The organism is Streptomyces sp. NPDC048441, assembly GCF_043200235.1.
GTDB lineage: Bacteria > Actinomycetota > Actinomycetes > Streptomycetales > Streptomycetaceae > Streptomyces.
Genome location: NZ_JBICXM010000002.1, coordinates 445008 through 462560 on the forward strand (window position 1 = coordinate 445008; position 17553 = coordinate 462560).

The following is a 17553-nucleotide window of genomic DNA, read 5'->3' on the forward strand; positions in this document are numbered from 1 at the left end:
GAATCAGGTGAATCGCGTCACACGAACAGCGCTCCGGCTCCGGGGCGGGGCGAGGCGGGCCCGTTGGCCGACAGGCGCGGCAAGTTCGGGTCATGTTCACGCGCACCTCATTGACGCTTCTCCCCGGCCTCCTTAGCTTCATGGCGCACCTGTCGTCACGTCAGCTTCAGCCACAGCTTCAGCCGAAGGGGAGGGGTCTGGTGTGCGCCTACGCAGCTCGCGTACCTCGCGTATCTCACGCATCTCACGTATCTGGGGAGGGTCCGCCGTACTCGCGCTACTCGCCACCGTCGTACCCGTCGCGGCGGCGCAGGCCGCCCCGCACAGACCCGAGCCGCTCCCCCTGGAGCGGCTCTTCGACAACCGCGCGGTCAGTGACGACACGCGGCCCGGCGACGCGGACTTCGACGGTTCGGGCGGCTCGCTCTCGGCGCGGGACCTGACGGCGGCGGGCTGGACCCCGGGCCGCTCGCTCGCCGTAGACGGAGCGCGCCTCGCCTGGCCCCGGACGGCCGCGGGCCAGGCCGACAACGTCCGCGCCGACGGGCAGTCCGTACGGGTGCACGGGCGCGGGGACGCCCTGGCCTTCCTGGTCGCGGGCACGGGCGGCGAGGCGAGCGGCGCGGGCACCGTGCGCTACCGGGACGGATCGCGGGGAACGTACCGCCTGACGGCACCGGACTGGCGCGCGGGCCCGCTCGCCACGAAGGCGGTCGCGCTGCCGCATGTGAACACCCCCGGCGGCCAACTCGCCGAGAAGGCACGGCTGTACGCCGTGACCGTACCGGTGGCGCGCGGGCGCGAGGTCGCTTCGGTGACCCTGCCGAAGGACCCCGGCGCCCCGGATCTGCACGTCTTCGCGCTCTCCGTGCGGCAGCCCGCGAAGGGGTGGACCGGCAGCTGGTCGGCGTCGACTGCCGGGTACACGGCGGTGGGTCCGTGGGCCGACAGGACCGTGCGCCTGGTCGTCCACACGAGCACGGGCGGGCCGCGGGTGCGGATCCGGCTCGACAACACCTTCGCCTCGACGCCGGTGCGGATCGGGAGTGCCACGGTGGCGGTGCAGGAGGCCGGGGCGGGGGCACGGGGTGTGCCGGAGCGGCTGTCCTTCCGGGGCTCGGGGGGCACTGAAATCCCGGCGGGCGCCCAGGCGTTCAGCGATCCGCTCGACTTCGACGTACCCGCGGACACCAACCTCCTGGTGAGCTTCCACCTCCCGGAGACGGTGACCACCGCGCCCGTCCACAGCCAGGCCATTCAGCGCTCGTACGTGAGCGGCCCCGGCGACCACGCGGCGGACGGCTCACCGGCGGCGTACACATCGACCCTCACGACGTGGCCGCTGCTCACCGGAGTCGACGTCGGCGGCGGGCCCGGCTCCGTGGTGCTGCTCGGCGACTCCATCACGGACGGGGTGAAGTCGACGCAGGACGCGAACCACCGCTGGCCCAACGTCCTTGCGACGCGGCTGCTCCAGCAGGACGAGGTCCCGCGCTTCGGCATCCTGAACCAGGGCATCTCGGCGAACCGCGTGATCGCCGACCGCTATCCCGGTGACGGCGTCTCGACGGACACGGGCGGTGTGAGTGCGCTGAACCGTCTCGACCGTGATGTGTTCGCCCAGACATCGGCCCGTACGGTCGTGGTCTTCGAAGGCGTCAACGATGTGCGGTGGGGTGCGTCCGCGGATCAAGTCACTGCCGGGTTGCGGGAGATCATCGAGCGGGCCCATGCGCGAGGGCTGCGGGTCCTTGCGGCGACGATCGCGCCCTGCCAGGGCGAGTCGCTGTGCACGGCGGCGGCGGACGCGGAGCGGGTGAAGGTCAACGCCTATCTGCGCGGCAGCGACGACCTCGACGGCGTCCTCGACTTCGACGCGGTACTCCGGGATCCGGCACAGCCGGCGCGGATCCTCGCCGCGTACGACAGCGGGGACCATCTGCATCCGGGGGACGCGGGGCTTGCGGCGATCGCGGATTCGGTGGATCTGCGGGCGCTGGTTCCGAAGTAGCGGCGAGGTGGCGGCAGGGGCCGGAAGACCTGGCCCCTGCCGTGCCCCTGCCCTGCTCCGGCCTGTCTAGAGGTCCAGGTCCACCACGACCGGCGCATGGTCCGACGCGCCCTTGCCCTTGCGCTCCTCACGGTCCACGTACGAGTCCGTCACGGCCTTCGCGAACGCCTCGTTCCCGTACACCAGGTCGATGCGCATCCCCCTGTTCTTGGGGAAGCCGAGCTGCCGATAGTCCCAGTACGTGAAGGGGTGGTCGTACTTCAAAGGCCGCGGCACGACGTCCGAGAGTCCCGCATCACGCAGCGCGGCGAGGGCCGCACGCTCGGCGGGGGTCACGTGCGTGGCGCCTTCGAACAGGGCGGGGTCCCACACGTCCTCGTCGGTCGGGGCCACATTGAAGTCCCCGAGGACCGCGAACGGCCGCGCGCCCGCCGCGTCGGCGGCGACCGCCGCCTTCAGCGCCTCGAACCACTCCAGCTTGTACGCGAAGTGCGCGTGGTCCACCTCGCGGCCATTGGGCACGTACACCGACCAGACCCGCGCCGAGCCGCAGGTCGCCGAGATCGCGCGCGGCTCCTGGACGCCGTCGTAATCGGGCCCTCCGGGCAGCCCGACCGTCACGTCCTCGAGGCCGACGCGGGAGACCAGCGCGACTCCGTTCCACCGCCCCGTCGCGTTCACCGCCGACTCGTAGCCGAGCTCGCGCAGCTCGTCGGCGGGGAACTGCTCGGCGGTGGTCTTGGTCTCCTGGATGCACAACACATCCGTACCGCTGCTCTCCAGCCAGGCGAGCAGCCTCGGGAGCCGAGCGGTGATCGAGTTCACGTTCCAGGTGGCAATGCGCATGTCTCACAACCTACCGGCCGCCACTGACAGTCTCAGCTCGGCGAGTCACAGCTGGGCGAGTCACAGCTGGGCGGACTCCCCCGGCGCGAGCCGCACGTGCTCGGCGCCGCCCAGGGAGCCGATCTGCATGTCGTAGATCGGCCGGGCAAGATCCGTGAGCAGCGCGTCGTGGATGTCGTAGGCGCGCTGCGGCTTGACCTCACGTACGTAGTCGATGACCTCGGAGATCTTGCTCCAGGGTGCCATCACCGGCAGCATCAGCGTGTCCACGGGCTGCTCCGGGACGGTCAGCGCGTCGCCCGGGTGGAAGACCGAACCGTCCACCAGGAAACCGACGTTGGTGATCCGCGGGATGTCCGGGTGGATCACGGCGTGCAGCTCGCCGTGCACCTGCACGTCGAACCCGGCGGCCGTGAAGGTGTCGCCGTGCCCGACGGTGTGCACACGCCCCGGGAAGGCCGCCGAGATCTTCTCCGCGACGGATCGCAGGGTCCAGATCTCGGCGGCGGGGCTGGCCTCCATACCGGCGCGCAGCCGGTCTTCGTTGAAGTGGTCGATGTGCTCGTGCGTGACGAGGATCGCGTCGGCGCCGATCGCCGCGTCCTCCTCGCTGAACGTGCCGGGGTCGATGACGAGACTCCGGCCGTCCCGCTCCAGGCGGACACAGGCGTGCGTCTTCTTCGTGAGCTTGATGTGCTTGGCGGCAGTCGTCATGCCCCCATCCTGCTACGCCTCACTCCTGGGGCGTGGTTTCCTCACGGATCACTGCCTGGGCGACCTTGAACGCGGAGTTCGCCGCCGGGATGCCGCAGTAGACGGCGGCCTGGAGCAGCACTTCCTTGATCTCCTGCGCGGTGAGCCCGTTGCGCAGGGCTGCGCGGGTGTGGAAGGCCAGTTCGTCGAGGTGCCCGCCGGCGACGAGCGCGGTGAGCGTGACGCAGCTGCGGGAGCGCCGGTCGAGGCCAGGTCTGTTCCAGACCTCGCCCCAGGCGTAGCGCGTGATGAGCTCCTGGAAGTCGCCGGAGAAGTCGTCGGCGGCGGCGAGCGCGTGGTCGACGTGCGCGTCGCCGAGCACCTCACGGCGGACCTTGATGCCCGCTTCGAACGGGTCGGGGCGGCCCCCGCCCACGGCTTCGGGCTGCTCCATGGGCCCGATCTCAGCGATGGGGGCGACGGGCGGCGGCGGGGCGAGCACCGGCTTGAGGGGCGTCGCGCTGATCGCCGCGTGCGTACCGGTGGCGTCGTTCGCGAGCCAGGCGGTGGAGAAGTGACGTACGAGAAGGTCGGTGACGGCGGCGGGCTGCTCGACGGGGGCGAGGTGGGAGGCCCCCGGCACGACGGCGAGGCGGGCGTCCGGTATCCCGGCGACGAGCGTACGAGCCTCGCCCTGCCCGGTGACCTGATCCTCCGACCCCACAAGGACAAGCGTCGGAACCCCGATCCGCCCCAGCTCGGCGCGCACGTCGAAGGCGGCGAGCGCCTCGCAGGCGGCGATGTAGCAGCCGGGATCCGTGGTCCGCACCATCTGTACGGCCCAGTCGGTGATCGCGGGCTGTGCGGCGGCGAAGCCGGGCGTGAACCAGCGCTCGGGGGACGTACGCGCGATGGGGTCGAGCCCATTGCTCCGCACGATGACCCCACGCTGGCGGAACTCGTCGGCACTGCCGAAACGCGGCGAGGCCGATATCAGCGCGAGCGAGGCCACGCGCTGCGGATGCCGCAGGGCGAGCTCGGCGCCGATCGCACCGCCGAACGCGCAGCCCGCGTACCCGAAGCGCTGCACGCCGACCGAGTCGAGCGTGGCAAGGAGCCGCTGCGCGATCTCACCGACGGAGCCGCAGGGGTGCGCCGGGGCGCCCCCGTGTCCGGGCATGTCGAAGCGGAACACGCGCCACTGCTTGACCAGCTCGGGCACCTGCCGGTCCCACATGTGCCATGTGGTACCGAGCGAGGGCCCGAGGATCAGCACCGGGGCGTCTTCTGGCCCGTCAAAGCGGTATTGGAGGGTGCTCTTCGGTGTCTCACTCACTCGCCTGACCCTCTCATCTGTCACGACAGCCCCTATGAGCGGGGTCCTGGCTGTAACTGTATGACCAGGTGGAAGACCTCCCGGGCCGCGTAGCCCAAGGTCCCACCAACTCAAGAAGAGCGCTTCGACCAGCCGCAGCGGCCGCTCAGAGGTGGCCGTCCAGGGACTTCCGTACCTCGGCGGTGGTCATGGGCCCTGTGCCGTGCGCCACCGCCTCTCCTGTCTTCAGCAGGACGTAGGACGGGGCTCCGGTGATCCCGTATCGCTCGGTTGCGGCCGGACAACGCGTGATGTCGGCGCGGACGGCCGTCAGGCGGCCCGCGTAGTCGTCGGCGATGCCACCCATGACGAGGTCCATCACCCGGCAGGGTTCGATCGCCTTGGGCCATGTCCCGGTGAAGTACGCGAGGACCGGAACTCCGCTCATCCCGAGGATGAAATTGAACTCCGCGTCCTCACGGGGTCGGTGAACCCGCTTCGTCATGGAAGCTCCTGACCTCAACGTTCCGTCATTCCATCCCCATCATCCCTCGCGCGGTGTGCCAGGCCGTCACATCAGCCCCCAGCCGCAGCTGGCTCATACCGCTCTTTCCCGGGCCGCCGTCGTGGACGGTCGAAGTACGCGTCAGCTGACCCGAAGACCGACCGCCAGCGTCAGTTCAAGGACCCGGTTCGGCGATGCGAGATCCGGAAAGAGCTCCCGCAGCTGCGACATCCGGTACCGGACCGTCTGTGGATGGACGAACAACGCCGCCGCCACTTCGTTCCGTCTGCCGTGGTGCAGCAGCCACGCCCGCAGCGTCTCTTCCAGTCGCCGCGCGGTCGCGGCAGGCAAGGTCCGCAACGGTGCGAGGGCTCGGGCACGCAGGTCTGCGAACGCGTCCATGTCGGCGCTCAGCACCAGCTCGGGCAGGTGGTCCTCGGTGTCGCGGATGTCGGAGGAGAGGGAGCGCGCGCGTACGGCTCGTGCGTACGAGGCGGACGCACGAGTCCATGGCCGGGCCGGGCCGACCACGGCGGTGCGGTCGGTCAGCTGCCGCAAGAGACGTGATCGGTCGGCATCGGGGACGAGCAGCACACCGGTGGCGTCCGGAAGATCGTCGAGGACGAGGGTGCTCGGGTCGAGCACGCGGTAGGCAGGCCGGGCCTGGGCTGCGGGCAGCAGGACCGCGGTCAGCGAAACGGGAGGCTGCCACCCGGCCCGTTGAACAGAGGCCAGCAGCACGTCCGGGCTCGCGCCGGCGAGGAGGTCGCGGGCCAGGTGTTCCAGGTGGAGCTCGTGGGCCCGGCCCCGGGCGGCCAGTTCGTCGGCGTGGCCCGCGGCGCTCGCGGCGGAGAGCTCGTCGATGTAGGCGAAGGTCAGCTCGGCGAACTTGGCGACCTCGGCAGCGGGCAGACCCGCGGGTACGGCACCCGCTGCCAGGCATCGCCAGGCCACCCGGGCGCCGACGCGGTAGGCGCCGAGCAGGGCGTCCATCGAACGGCCGTCGCGCACCTCGCCGCGGCCGAGCTCGTAGGCCGCGTCACCGGCGTCGCCGCCTGTGGCGTTCCCGCTCGCGAGGTCCAGGTAGTGCCCCAGGGCGGTGCGGACGGCTCGGCGGATGGTGCCGCCCATGCGGCCCGAAAGCGCGTTGGCGTAGGGAGGGACCTCGTCGATGATCGCCTGGACGACCTCGTCGGCGGTGGTCTTCAGTGTGGCCCGAAGCGCGGTGACCGTCGTCTTGTCCAAGGCCAGTTCGCTGGCCCTCTGGATTGCATGGCTCACGTTTTTGTTCCCTGCGAACAATTCAGTCGACCAGATTTACGTCCTGCGGTCAGGACTTTACGCCTTGAGGCGCAGCAAGCTGAAGTCATGACGAGTACAGCCCTCCGCAGCAGGGCGTGGAAACTGCTGGAGATGGTCACGACGCCGCTGCTGCCGTCGGACTACCTCGACCTGGTCAGCCCGCTGCGTGCGGGCGCTGACCTGCGTGGGCGCGTCGAGGCCGTGCACCCCGAGACGGGTGACGCCGCGACTGTCGTGATCAGGCCGGGACAGGGCTGGCGCGGCCACACGGCCGGTCAGTACGTGCGGATCGGGGTCGACGTCGACGGGGTGCGCCTGTGGCGTGCCTACTCCATCACCTCGCCGACGAACCGCCAGGACGGCCGCGTCACGATCACCGTGAAGGCGATCCCGGACGGCAAGGTCAGCAACCACCTGGTCCGCAGGGCGAAACCGGGCACGCTGATCCAGCTCGACCAGCCGACCGGTGACTTCGTGCTGCCGCAGGCCAAGCCCGCCAAGGTGCTCTACCTGACGGCCGGCAGCGGCATCACGCCCGTGATGGGCATGCTGCGCGACAGCGAGTTCCACGACGTCGTCATGGTCCACTGCGCGCCACGGCCGCAGGACGTGATCTTCCGCAACGAACTGCACGGCCTGGTCGCGGACAAGAAGCTGCGCCTCACCGAGGTGCACACCGACACGGACGGCATCCTCGACATCGCCCGTCTCGACGAACTCGTGCCCGACTGGGCCGAGCGCGAGACCTGGGCTTGCGGGCCCGCGGGCCTGCTCGACGCCGCCGAAGAGCACTGGACCGAGCACGGCGTCCAAGAGCGTCTGCACACCGAACGCTTCCGCCCCAGCATCGTCGTCGCCGGCGACGGCGGCGAAGTCACGTTCAGCACCACCGGCAAGACCGTCGACGCGGACGGCGCCACGCCGTTGCTGGACATCGGTGAGGAGGCCGGCGTGCTCATGCCCTCCGGGTGCCGCATGGGCATCTGCTTCGGCTGCGTCACGCCGCTCAAGGCGGGCGCCGTCCGCGACCTGCGCACCGGCGAGATCACCGAGGCCGATCCTGGCGTCCTCATCCAGACCTGCGTGTCCGCCGCGGCGGGCCCCTGCGACATCGAACGGTAGGAGCACCTTGACCGCCATCGACCCCACCGCCCACCTGACCGCGGAGCAGATCGAGGAGCTCGGCCGCGAGCTGGACGCGATCCGCGACGAGGTGATCGCCGGCCGCGGCGAGAAGGACGCCGCCTACATCCGTAAGGTCATCTCGGCGCAGCGCAAGCTCGAGCTGGTCAGCAGGGGCGTGCTGCTGTTCTCGATCTTCCCGCCCGCGTGGCTGATCGGCACCGCCGGTCTGTCCGTGGCGAAGATCATGGACAACATGGAGATCGGCCACAACATCCTGCACGGCCAGTGGGACTGGATGCGGGACCCGAAGATCCACTCCACCACCTGGGAGTGGGATCACGTCTCGCCGTCCGAGCAGTGGAAGCACTCGCACAACGAGCTGCACCACACGTACACCAACGTGATCGGCAAGGACAACGACCTCGGCTACGGCATCATGCGCGTCGACGAGGACCAGAAGTGGCACCCGTTCCACCTCGGCCAGCCGCTGTGGAACTTCCTCAACGCCTGCTTCTTCGAGTACGGCATCGCGGCGTACGACCTGGAGCTCGGCAAGAACCTGAACAAGCGCCGCCGCAACAGCCCGGAGTTCCGCGCGCGGGCCAAGGCCGTGGGCCGCAAGATCCGCAAGCAGGTTCTCAAGGACTACGTGATCCACCCACTCCTTTCGGGCCCGTCGTTCCTCCCCACGCTCGGCGCCACGTTCACCGCGAACCTGGTCCGCAACATCTGGACCCACTCGGTGATCATGTGCGGGCACTTCCCCGAGGGCGTGCAGGTCTTCGAACGCCGGTCGATCAAGGGCGAGACGCGCGGCCAGTGGTACCTGCGCCAGATGATGGGCTCGGCGAACATCAGCGGCAGCAAGGCCATGCACTTCATGACCGGCAACCTGTCGCACCAGATCGAGCACCACCTGTTCCCGGACCTGCCGAGCAACCGGTACGCCGAGGTCGCGGTGAAGGTGCGCGCGCTGTTCGAGAAGTACGAGCTGGAGTACGTCACCGGGCCGCTGCCCAAGCAGGTGTACTCCGCGTGGCACAAGGTCTTCCGGCTCTCACTGCCGAACAAGAAGCCCAAGGTCAAGACGCCGGACCGCGAGCTGGAGCTCGTCGCGGCCTGATTCCCGGTATCGGTTCAGATCTTTCGGCCGTACCGGCGGCAGCGCCGGGTTCGGTGAGATCCGTTGCGGACGGCGGACGGCGGGCGGCGGGCGGCCGCGACATCAGACCGTACGACACGGGATCCGGGCAGGCCGGTGTCCGGCTGGGCTGACGGCATGTCGATCCGATGGGTGCTCTGCTGTTCTCCGCACGTCAGCGAAAGAGGCAGGGCAAGTGATCCGGCACCGGGTGCCGGATCACTTGCCCTGGCTGCGGCGAGACCGAGCCTTCGGTGAACCGGCCTTCGGGGTCGAACCGTCGGGCCCGTCCGCCCACCTCTCGGGAATGCCCGCTCCCCACGGTGCCCCAGCGGTACACGAACCGCGTCCTCGCATTCCGGGGAGCGGAGACCCGCCAGCGGTACCGGCGGGGCGTGCTTGGATGGGCCTGTGGTCCATCCAAGCGATACACCGTTCGTCGGCCGGGCAACCGAACTCACCCGGCTCACCGGCGTGCTGGAGCGGGCCGCGGCCGGCGACCCGCGCGCCGTCCTCGTGGCCGGGGACGCCGGCGTCGGCAAGACCCGCACGCTGACCGTGGCCGCGGCGCACGCCGTCACCACCGGCATGACCGTCCTTACCGGCCACTGCGTGGACCTCGGGGACGTCGGCCTGCCGTACCTCCCGTTCACGGAGATCCTCGGTGCGGCCGCCGCCGACGAACGGCTCGCCCCGGCCTTCTCCGCGTATCCCGCGGTGGAGCGCCTGATCGGCACGGCAGCGGGGGCAGGCCCCGTGCCCGACGCCGGCAGCCGCCTCCAGCTTTTTGAGGGGGTCGCCGGCCTCCTCGCCGACCTGACGGCCCTGACCCCGCTTCTCCTGGTCATCGAGGACCTTCACTGGGCTGACCAGTCTTCTCGTGACCTGCTCCGCTTTCTGCTCAGCCGGGGTGTCCTGCAGCGGCCCGCGCCCGGCGGCCCGCCCCACCGGCTCGCAGTCTTCGCCTCGTACCGCGCGGACGACCTGCACCGCCGTCACCCGCTGCGGCCTCTGCTCGCCGAGCTGGTCAGGCTGCCCTCCGTCGACCGGCTCGAACTGCACCCGCTGGCTGACGCGGACGTGGCCCGGCTCGTGTACGCGCAACGCACAGGCCCTGTCTCCGACAGTGCGGTCCGACGCATCGTCGACCGCGCCGAGGGAAACGCCTTCTACGCCGAGGAGTTGCTCGCCGCGCTGCCCGAGGACGACGAGGGCGCGGACTCGGCCGCCATGCCCAGCGGCCTGGCCGACGTCCTGCTCATCCGGATCGAGCAGTTGACCGAGACTGCCCAGCAGGTCCTGCGCACGGCTGCTGTGGCGGGGCGCCGGGTCGGACACGACCTGCTGCGCGGCGCCGTGCGGCTGTCGCAGGAGGAGCTGGAGTCGGCGCTGCGCGAGGCTGTCGGCCACCAACTCCTTGTGACCGACGACGACGCGACGTACTCCTTCCGGCACGCCCTCACCCGCGAGGCCGTGTACGCGGATCTGCTGCCCGGCGAACGGGTCAGGCTGCACGGGGTGTTCGCTGCGCTCCTCGCCGGCGAGGAGCGTCCGGCGAACAGCGCGGCGGAGCGGGCCCATCACTCACGCGCGAGCCACGACCTGGCCGACGCGCTGGCGGCCTCCCTCGAAGCCGCCGACCACGCCCAGGGCCTCCGCGCACCCGCCGAAGAGCTGCGCCACCTGGAGACCGCGCTCGAACTGTGGGCCGTGGTGGACGCGTCCGCGCACCCCGAGCACGGCGACCCGGTCACTCTCACCCTGCGTGCCTCGGCCGCCGCCGCACACGCCGGGGATCCCCATCGCGCGGTCCAGCTCACCCGCTCCGCGCTCGCGCGGGCCGGCTCGGAGGCCGACTCCGAACTCGCCGCCCGCGTGCGCTACACCCTCGCGGGCAACCTGATGCGGATCGACAATCTGGAGGCCGCGTTCGCGTACAGCAGCGAGGCGCTCGGTCTCATCCCGGCCGAGCCGCCCTCGCGCACCTGGGTGTGGGCGGCCGCGACCCACGTCATGGCGGCCCGTTACGTGGGCCGTGACGAGGACGCCGAACGCGTCGCCCGGCAGGCCCTGGACATCGCCGAGCGGCTCCGACTGGCTGACGCCCAGGCCGATCTGGTGATTTCGCTGGTCGGTCTCGAGGTGCACAACCGGCGTACTCCGCAAGGTCGGGAGCGGCTCCTCGAAGCCCGTGAGCTGGCCCGCACCGCCGGGAACCTCCAGGTGGAGATGCGGGCGCTGTACAACCTGGCGATCGGTTGCTACGAGTGCGGCGAAATGGACCCGTGCCTGAGCTGGACCGGCGACGGACTCGACCGCGCCCGCCGGGCCGGCCTCCTTTCCTCGCCGTACGCCGTGGAGTTGCGCTATCTGCAATCCCTGCTGCTCTACACGCTGGGTCGCTGGGACGAGTGCACGGAGACGGCCGCCGACGACGTCACCCTCCTCTCGGCCACGTCCGGGTTCGCGACCGCACCCGCGTTGTACGTCACCCTGGCGCGCGGCGAGTTCGACGTGGCGGTCGGTGGCTCCCGCGCACTGCTCGACGGCCCCCCGGACTGGATGGCCTCGCTCGTCGCGAGCATCGTGCTCACCGACGCCGCGGCGCTGCGGGGTGACGCCGAGGACTGCGTACGGCAGATGGACGCCGCAGTCGACGCACTCACGGAGGGCTTGGGCTCCGACAAGCCCGATGCCGTGGTCCGTCTGGCTGCGCTCACCCTGTCGGCCGTCGCGGACGCGGCGGAGGAGTCCCGCCTGGCCGGCGACGCGCCGGGCACAGGTCGCTGGACTGACACCGCGGCCGAACTCGTGGAGCTGGCCCGGACCACGGCGGCCCGCGGCCAGGACGGCACTGAGCAGGGACCAGAGGGCCTGGCCTGGCTGGCCCGCGCCGAAGCCGAGGGAGTACGCGCCGCCACCGGCCCGGACGTCGCCACCTGGGAGCGGGCCGTGACCGCGTTCAGCTACGGCGAACCGTACGAACTCGCCCGGTGCCGACGGCGGCTCGCGGAGGCCCTGCTCACCGCAGGACGCCGTGAAGAGGCGGCCGAGCAGGCGTATGCGGCCCGGGACACAGCCGTGCGGCTCGGCGCCGTACCGCTGCGGGAGGCGCTCGACGCCCTGGTACGACGCGGCCGTCTCGCCGACGCACCGGCCGCCGGGGAGCGGATCGCCGACCTGACCGCCCGGGAGAGCGAGGTGCTGCGGCTGCTCGGCCGGGGGCGCACCAACCGCCAGATCGGCGAAGAGTTGTACATCAGCGGCAAGACGGCAAGCGTCCACGTCTCCAACATCCTCGCCAAGCTGGGTGCCGCGAGCCGCACCGAGGCCGTCGGCATCGCCTACCGCGAGGGCCTGATCGAGCCGGAGAGCAGCGCTGCGCACCCTCACAACCCGCCGCACACGAACCCTCACCCGAGCACAGGAGTGACTGCGCCGTAGCGTTTCACCTGCGAGAACGCCGCCTCAGTACTGGCCGAGCGGATCTTCACCGTACGGTCGGCCCAGGAGACCGTACGGTCGGCCCAGGAGCAGGAGCGGCTCGCCGGACTGAGCGCGGCAGACCGGCGCCGGCTCTCCGGTCTGCTCGGCGCCATGAGGAAAACGCCGGGGGCCGGTGGCCCAGAGCGGTGATGGCTGCTCCGGGACACCTGCCCCGCACCGGGCTGCCACACCCAGCATCGGCCACCGCTCAACCGGGCCTGACCCGAACGCGGCCCCGATCACTCGCCTCGCGTTTTCGGCCGTGGGTGAGGGGGGTACGGCTGTGCTCGTGCTGACACTGCCGTTACAGCCCGCGGTGGCGGGGGGCCGAGAGCTGAGCGGCACCGACCGCGCCCGGTACGGCAGCAGGGCCCGGATCGCGCGTCGCGGTCCGGGCCCTGCCTCGTGCGGTGCCGCCCCGCGGCGGCAGTGCGTCAGCTCTGTGCGGTGTCGTCGCTCGTCTGCCCGGCGTCCTTGGCCGCGCCTGTCTTCTCGCGCATCTTCCGCACCAGCTCCGCCTTCTGGTCGGCGGCACCCTGGCGGTCGAGGTTGCGGTGCGGACCGTTGTTCTGCCGTTCGGCGCGGGACAGCTTCTTGCGCTGGCCGCCGCCCATGCCCACGGGGTTATTGATGTTCTTGCTCACGGGTTCTCCCGAAATGATGTGAAGTGATCTACGGATTCATCGGTGGGGGACGGGCGCGGCGACGTCGAAGGACGTCAGCAGGGGCCCATCACGCTCTCACTCGTAAATCAGCGTCTGGAAGAACATGCCCAAGACGTTACCCGGTCCCGTCGATCCCGCACACCAATTTTTCCGCGAACCGGCGTCGGCCAGGCCTTCGGCGAGTGCCCGGGGCCGGCTGTTTCCTTCCCATCGGCCCGAAGACGACCGGATACAGTGCGCGCGACGGCAGCCTGGTTGCCCGAGGAGGGGAAGCGTGACCGACACCAGCGAAACCCGATCCACCGACAGTGCGGCGCACGAGACTCAGCAGAGCCGCCTGCACCGCCTGATGCGCTACCTCCCTCTGATCGCCCCCGTCCTGCTGTGGACCGTGCCCTGCTGGCTGCTGCTGCACGTCGGCCAGCACTGGCCGCTTCCTGTGGCGCTGGGCGGCACCGCCCTGTTCGTCCTCGGTCTGGTCGCTATGCCGCTCGCGATGGTGCGCGGCCACGGCCGACGGCAGCAGGACTGGGCGGCGATCGTCGGGGACACGCTGCTGGGCACCATCTGGGTCCTGTTCACCTGGTCCGTTCTGCTCGGCGTCCTGCTGCGGCTCGCCCTGACCGTGACCGGCGTCGGCGACGGCCAGGACCGGGCCCGGATCGCCACCTTGGCGGCCCTCGGCGCAGCCGCCGTACTGCTTGCCTGGGGGTACGCGGAGGCCCGCCGGGTACCACGGGTACGCCGCCTCGACGTACAACTTCCGCGCCTGGGGGCCGGGTTGGACGGCACGCGCGTCGTCCTCATCACCGACACCCACTACGGCCCGCTCGACCGCGCCCGCTGGTCGGCGCGGGTCTGCGAGACGGTGAACACCCTGAAGGCCGACCTGGTCTGCCACACCGGAGACATCGCGGACGGCACGGCCGAACGCCGCCGCGCCCAGGCCGCCCCACTCGGCACCGTGCAGGCCACGCGGGCCCGGGTCTACGTCACCGGCAACCACGAGTACTACAGCGAGGCCCAGGGCTGGGTCGACCTGATGGACGAGCTGGGCTGGGAGCCGCTGCGCAACCGCCATCTGCTGCTCGAACGCGGTGGCGACACCCTCGTGGTCGCCGGCGTGGATGACGTCACCGCCGAGTCCTCCGGCCTGACCGGCCACCGCGCCCACCTCGCCGGAGCCCTGCACGGCGCCGACCCCGACCACCCCGTCCTGCTCCTGGCCCACCAGCCCAAGTTCGTCGACCGGGCGGCAGCCGAAGGCGTCGACCTCCAACTCTCCGGGCACACCCACGGCGGCCAGATCTGGCCCTTCCACCACCTGGTCCGCATCGACCAGCCCGCCCTCGCCGGCCTCAGCCGCCATGGCACCCGCACCCTCCTCTACACCAGCCGCGGCACCGGCTTCTGGGGCCCGCCGTTCCGCGTCTTCGCCCCGAGCGAGATCACCCTGCTCGTACTCCGCTCCCCGCATCGGCCCCCCTCGCCGTAGCACTGGACGGAGAGGCGGTTCCCGACTGATGGTGTCCGGGTACTCGATGGACCCGCGCCGCGCCCCCGACATCGTTGTCGAAGGCGCGGCACTCACGGATCGCGCCCTACGGGATGCGGTTGGCCCCGAGGGAGCACCGCGTACTGGGGCTCGCGGTCGCCCTACGGCGTGTAGACGGCGTCACTGCCGTACAACTCCTTGGTGAACGCGGAGACATCGGCGCTGCGGTCGGTGCCGTCGAGGTTGTACGTCAGATAGACGCCGTACCCCTCCTTGACGGTGCGGCGGGCGAGGTCGGCAGCCGTGCTCTGCGAGGTCCCGCCGATCTCGACGGCCGCCGGCGACAGCTTCGACTTGGGCAGTGCGATGCCGGGGACCTGCCAGGTGCCGTAGTACGGGTTCCAGGCGTAGTCGAACTTGGACGAGACGTCGACGCCGCCGTAGGAGAGACGGGACGCGGCCGGACCGATGTTGTAAAGGCTGATGATCTTGCCCGGCATGTTCGCGCGCAGCGCCGTCACCAGGTGCACGAACGAGCTGGCGTTGGGCTGGCCGGTGCCGTTGTTGCCGTACTCGGCGTACTCGTCATCGAAGTCGATGCCGTCGAGGCCGTACTTGGTCACGGTGTCCGACAGCTGCTTCGCGAACCCCGAAGCCGCTTGCTGTGACGGGAAGTTGGCGAAGCCCGCGCCCTGGTGGTTGCCGAGCACCGAGAGGACGACCTTGATGCCCTTCTGCTGCAACGGCCGTATCTCCGTGGCGGCGTTGTCGAGGACCCGCTGCACGTTCTCGTTGAAGTGCAGCTGCGCCGTCTTCGTGCCCGTGTCGTAGTTGATGTTCGCCGCGAAGATCACGGCCACGTCGAAGACGTTGCCGCCGCCGTTGGCGAGCGTGTACTTGCCGACGTTCCGCATGTTGTTGTTGTTCACCTCGACGTACGCCACCGAGGTCGGCCCCTGTTTCTTCGCGGGTGCGGGGGCCGCTGTCGCGCCGGTCGTGGCGGTCGTCGCGCCGAAGGCGAGTGCCGCGACGGCCGAGAGCGCGAGCGCGGCCATCCGCACTCTGCTCCGTACCGGAGTGAACATCATTGATCGGTCTCCCATCACATAGGGCGGCGCCCGACCTGTTCGAAGGCGCCGAGTGAGCCCTCCGAGTTTTCCGCTCCCGCGACCTGATCCCGGGAGTTGCGCCCGAACTCTTCACATCTCCCACGCATCAGAGTCCGGCGGACGGCGTCGCGGAGCCAGTGATGACCTCCGTCGGCGGCGGCAGGGGCAGGGGGATGTCGAGGAGGCGAAGCCACGACGCGGGTGACGCCCCGGACGCCCCTGACACAGGGAATAGTCCTGGCGGGCAGGCCCGTTGGAGACGTGCGGGTGCTCGGACGCTGGGGTGCTCGGGTGCTCGGGTGCTCGGGTGCTCGTTCCGAGCGCGTGAACGTCGACGTGGAAGCCGACACCGAGGGGGACGAAGTGAGCGAAGACGCACACCGGCCGCGGAAGTTGAGCCAGCGGGAGCGCGAAGAGTTCCTCGCACAGCCGCACATCGGGGTGCTGAGCGTGGTCGCCGACGGCGGCCGGTACATCGACGCGGAGGCGCGACCATCTCCGACTCCGGTGACCTGAACCGCTTCTACTCGGCCCTGCTCGGCGGCAAGCTGCTGCCCGCGCGGCAACTCAAGGAGATGAAGACCACCGTCCCGGTCAGCGGGGCGGGCCTGATCACCGGGTACGGTCTCGGCCTGATGAAGTTCGACCTGCCCTGCGGCTCTTCGCTCTGGGGTCACGGCGGCAATATCCAGGGATCGGCGTCCCAAGCGGTGACCACACCGGACGGCAAGCACTCGCTCGCCTTCAACTTCAACGGCGACTGGGCGGGCAACAGCCAGGCGGTCATCGAGGCGGAGTACTGCCCTGGCGGTGGACGTGTTCTATAGGGGGTGATCACGAGCGTCGCCTGACGCGCGCTCAGCACGGGAGGAAACCACCCATGAACGCCACGAACGCCACGACCCCCACGAACGAGCAACCGCCCTACATCGACGCCGAGACGATGGCCGGGCTCATCCCGATGTCCACGGCGATCGAGGCAGTGGAAACGACCCTCAAGACAGGCCTCGACCCGGAGGCGGAACCTCCCCGGGGAGTCGTCGACGTCCCCGGCGGCCAGCTTCTCCTGATGCCGTCGTCCACGACGTCGTACACCGGAGTGAAGATCGCCACGGTCACCCCGGGAAACGCAGCCCGCGACCTCCCCCGCGTCCAGGGCCTGTATCTCCTCCTGGACGGAACAACACACAAGCCCCTGGCCCTGCTTGACGGCATCGCGCTGACGTCACTACGTACGCCCGCGGTATCGGGGGCAGCGATCCGACACCTCGCGGTACCGGAAACCCGCCGCCTCCTGGTCTTCGGCACCGGCCCCCAGGCCTGGGGCCACGTGGAGGCCGTGCGCGCGGTGCGCCCGACGCTGGAACACGTGGATGTGGTGGCGCGCACCCCGGAGCGGGTGGCGGCCTTCGTCGACCGGTGCCGCGAGGCAGGCTTGTCGGCGGCGCCCGCTACCCCGGCGGACGTGGCGTCGGCCGACGTGGTCTGCTGCTGCACGACGGCTCGCAAGCCCCTGTTCGACAGCACACTGCTCCCGGCTCACGCCACCGTCGCGGCGGTGGGCTCGCACGAGCCGGATGCGCGTGAGGTGGACGGAGGGCTTCTGGAGCGCGGCCTGGTGGTGGCCGAGTCCCACGGGGTGGCGCTGCGGGAGTGCGGGGACATCGCGCTGGCGGTGGCCGCGGGGGCCTTTGATGTGGGGCGGCTGCGGACGCTGGGCGAGTTGGTGCGGGGCGAGGTGGAAGTGGCCGAGGACCGGCCTCGGTTGTTCAAGTCCGCGGGGATGGCCTGGGAGGACTTGGGGGTGGCGGCAGCTGCGTACGAGCGATGGTCACTTGCCCACGCGGCTTCCGCATAGGC

General features: G+C 70.6%; 14 protein-coding genes. 7 read left to right on the forward strand and 7 right to left on the reverse strand.

The window, feature by feature from the left end; genetic code table 11:
- Window positions 1–202: 202 nt before the first annotated feature.
- A complete protein-coding gene (locus tag ACGFSB_RS06260) occupies window positions 203–2011 on the forward strand; it encodes an SGNH/GDSL hydrolase family protein (RefSeq protein WP_393394845.1) in 1809 nt (602 codons plus the stop codon).
- Between the two features lie 66 nt (window positions 2012–2077).
- Here ACGFSB_RS06260 and ACGFSB_RS06265 read toward each other — a convergent pair whose 3' ends face one another.
- The 5 genes from ACGFSB_RS06265 to ACGFSB_RS06285 all read right to left on the reverse strand — a co-directional run bounded on the left by ACGFSB_RS06265 (window position 2078) and on the right by ACGFSB_RS06285 (window position 6651).
- Window positions 2078–2857, reverse strand: coding sequence for an exodeoxyribonuclease III (locus tag ACGFSB_RS06265; protein ID WP_393394848.1), 780 nt, complete (start codon window positions 2855–2857; stop codon window positions 2078–2080).
- A 60-nt stretch (window positions 2858–2917) separates the two neighbouring features.
- A complete protein-coding gene (locus ACGFSB_RS06270; RefSeq protein WP_393395791.1) occupies window positions 2918–3550 on the reverse strand; it encodes an MBL fold metallo-hydrolase in 633 nt (210 codons plus the stop codon).
- 40 nt (window positions 3551–3590) lie between these two features.
- On the reverse strand, window positions 3591–4886 hold the full coding sequence (pcaC, locus tag ACGFSB_RS06275; RefSeq protein ID WP_393394850.1) for a 4-carboxymuconolactone decarboxylase: 1296 nt from the start codon (window positions 4884–4886) through the stop codon (window positions 3591–3593).
- A 145-nt stretch (window positions 4887–5031) separates the two neighbouring features.
- Entirely contained in the window at window positions 5032–5370 is a 339-nt protein-coding gene (locus ACGFSB_RS06280; RefSeq protein WP_393394853.1) for a thioredoxin family protein, read from the reverse strand.
- 141 nt (window positions 5371–5511) lie between these two features.
- Window positions 5512–6651 (reverse strand): PucR family transcriptional regulator, encoded by a 1140-nt coding sequence (locus ACGFSB_RS06285; RefSeq protein WP_393394855.1) that lies wholly within the window; start codon window positions 6649–6651, stop codon window positions 5512–5514.
- A gap of 87 nt (window positions 6652–6738) precedes the next feature.
- Here ACGFSB_RS06285 and ACGFSB_RS06290 point away from each other — a divergent pair, with 87 nt between their 5' ends.
- From ACGFSB_RS06290 to ACGFSB_RS06300, 3 genes are all read left to right on the forward strand, one after another.
- Window positions 6739–7794: a ferredoxin reductase gene (locus tag ACGFSB_RS06290; protein WP_393394858.1), complete on the forward strand. Its 1056-nt coding sequence runs from the start codon at window positions 6739–6741 to the stop codon at window positions 7792–7794.
- 7 nt (window positions 7795–7801) lie between these two features.
- Window positions 7802–8920, forward strand: coding sequence for a fatty acid desaturase family protein (locus tag ACGFSB_RS06295; RefSeq protein ID WP_393394861.1), 1119 nt, complete (start codon window positions 7802–7804; stop codon window positions 8918–8920).
- 429 nt (window positions 8921–9349) lie between these two features.
- Window positions 9350–12382 (forward strand): helix-turn-helix transcriptional regulator, encoded by a 3033-nt coding sequence (locus ACGFSB_RS06300; protein WP_393394864.1) that lies wholly within the window; start codon window positions 9350–9352, stop codon window positions 12380–12382.
- A gap of 476 nt (window positions 12383–12858) precedes the next feature.
- Here ACGFSB_RS06300 and ACGFSB_RS06305 read toward each other — a convergent pair whose 3' ends face one another.
- Complete coding sequence (locus ACGFSB_RS06305; protein ID WP_393394866.1) at window positions 12859–13068, reverse strand: DUF6243 family protein; 210 nt, start codon at window positions 13066–13068, stop codon at window positions 12859–12861.
- A gap of 295 nt (window positions 13069–13363) precedes the next feature.
- Here ACGFSB_RS06305 and ACGFSB_RS06310 point away from each other — a divergent pair, with 295 nt between their 5' ends.
- Complete coding sequence (locus ACGFSB_RS06310) at window positions 13364–14584, forward strand: metallophosphoesterase (RefSeq protein ID WP_393394869.1); 1221 nt, start codon at window positions 13364–13366, stop codon at window positions 14582–14584.
- 161 nt (window positions 14585–14745) lie between these two features.
- On the opposite strand, the gene ACGFSB_RS06315 is transcribed toward ACGFSB_RS06310, so the two are convergent.
- The gene (locus ACGFSB_RS06315) at window positions 14746–15669 is read right to left on the reverse strand and encodes an endo-beta-N-acetylglucosaminidase H (RefSeq protein ID WP_393395794.1); all 924 of its coding nucleotides are present in this window, start codon (window positions 15667–15669) and stop codon (window positions 14746–14748) included.
- Between the two features lie 197 nt (window positions 15670–15866).
- Here ACGFSB_RS06315 and ACGFSB_RS06320 point away from each other — a divergent pair, with 197 nt between their 5' ends.
- Window positions 15867–16520, forward strand: coding sequence for a serine hydrolase (locus ACGFSB_RS06320; RefSeq protein ID WP_393395795.1), 654 nt, complete (start codon window positions 15867–15869; stop codon window positions 16518–16520).
- Window positions 16521–16573: 53 nt separating this feature from the next.
- Window positions 16574–17551 carry an ornithine cyclodeaminase family protein gene (locus ACGFSB_RS06325; protein WP_393394871.1) on the forward strand — a complete coding sequence of 326 codons (978 nt, stop codon included), beginning with the start codon at window positions 16574–16576 and terminating at the stop codon, window positions 17549–17551.
- The last annotated feature ends 2 nt before the right edge of the window (window positions 17552–17553 follow it).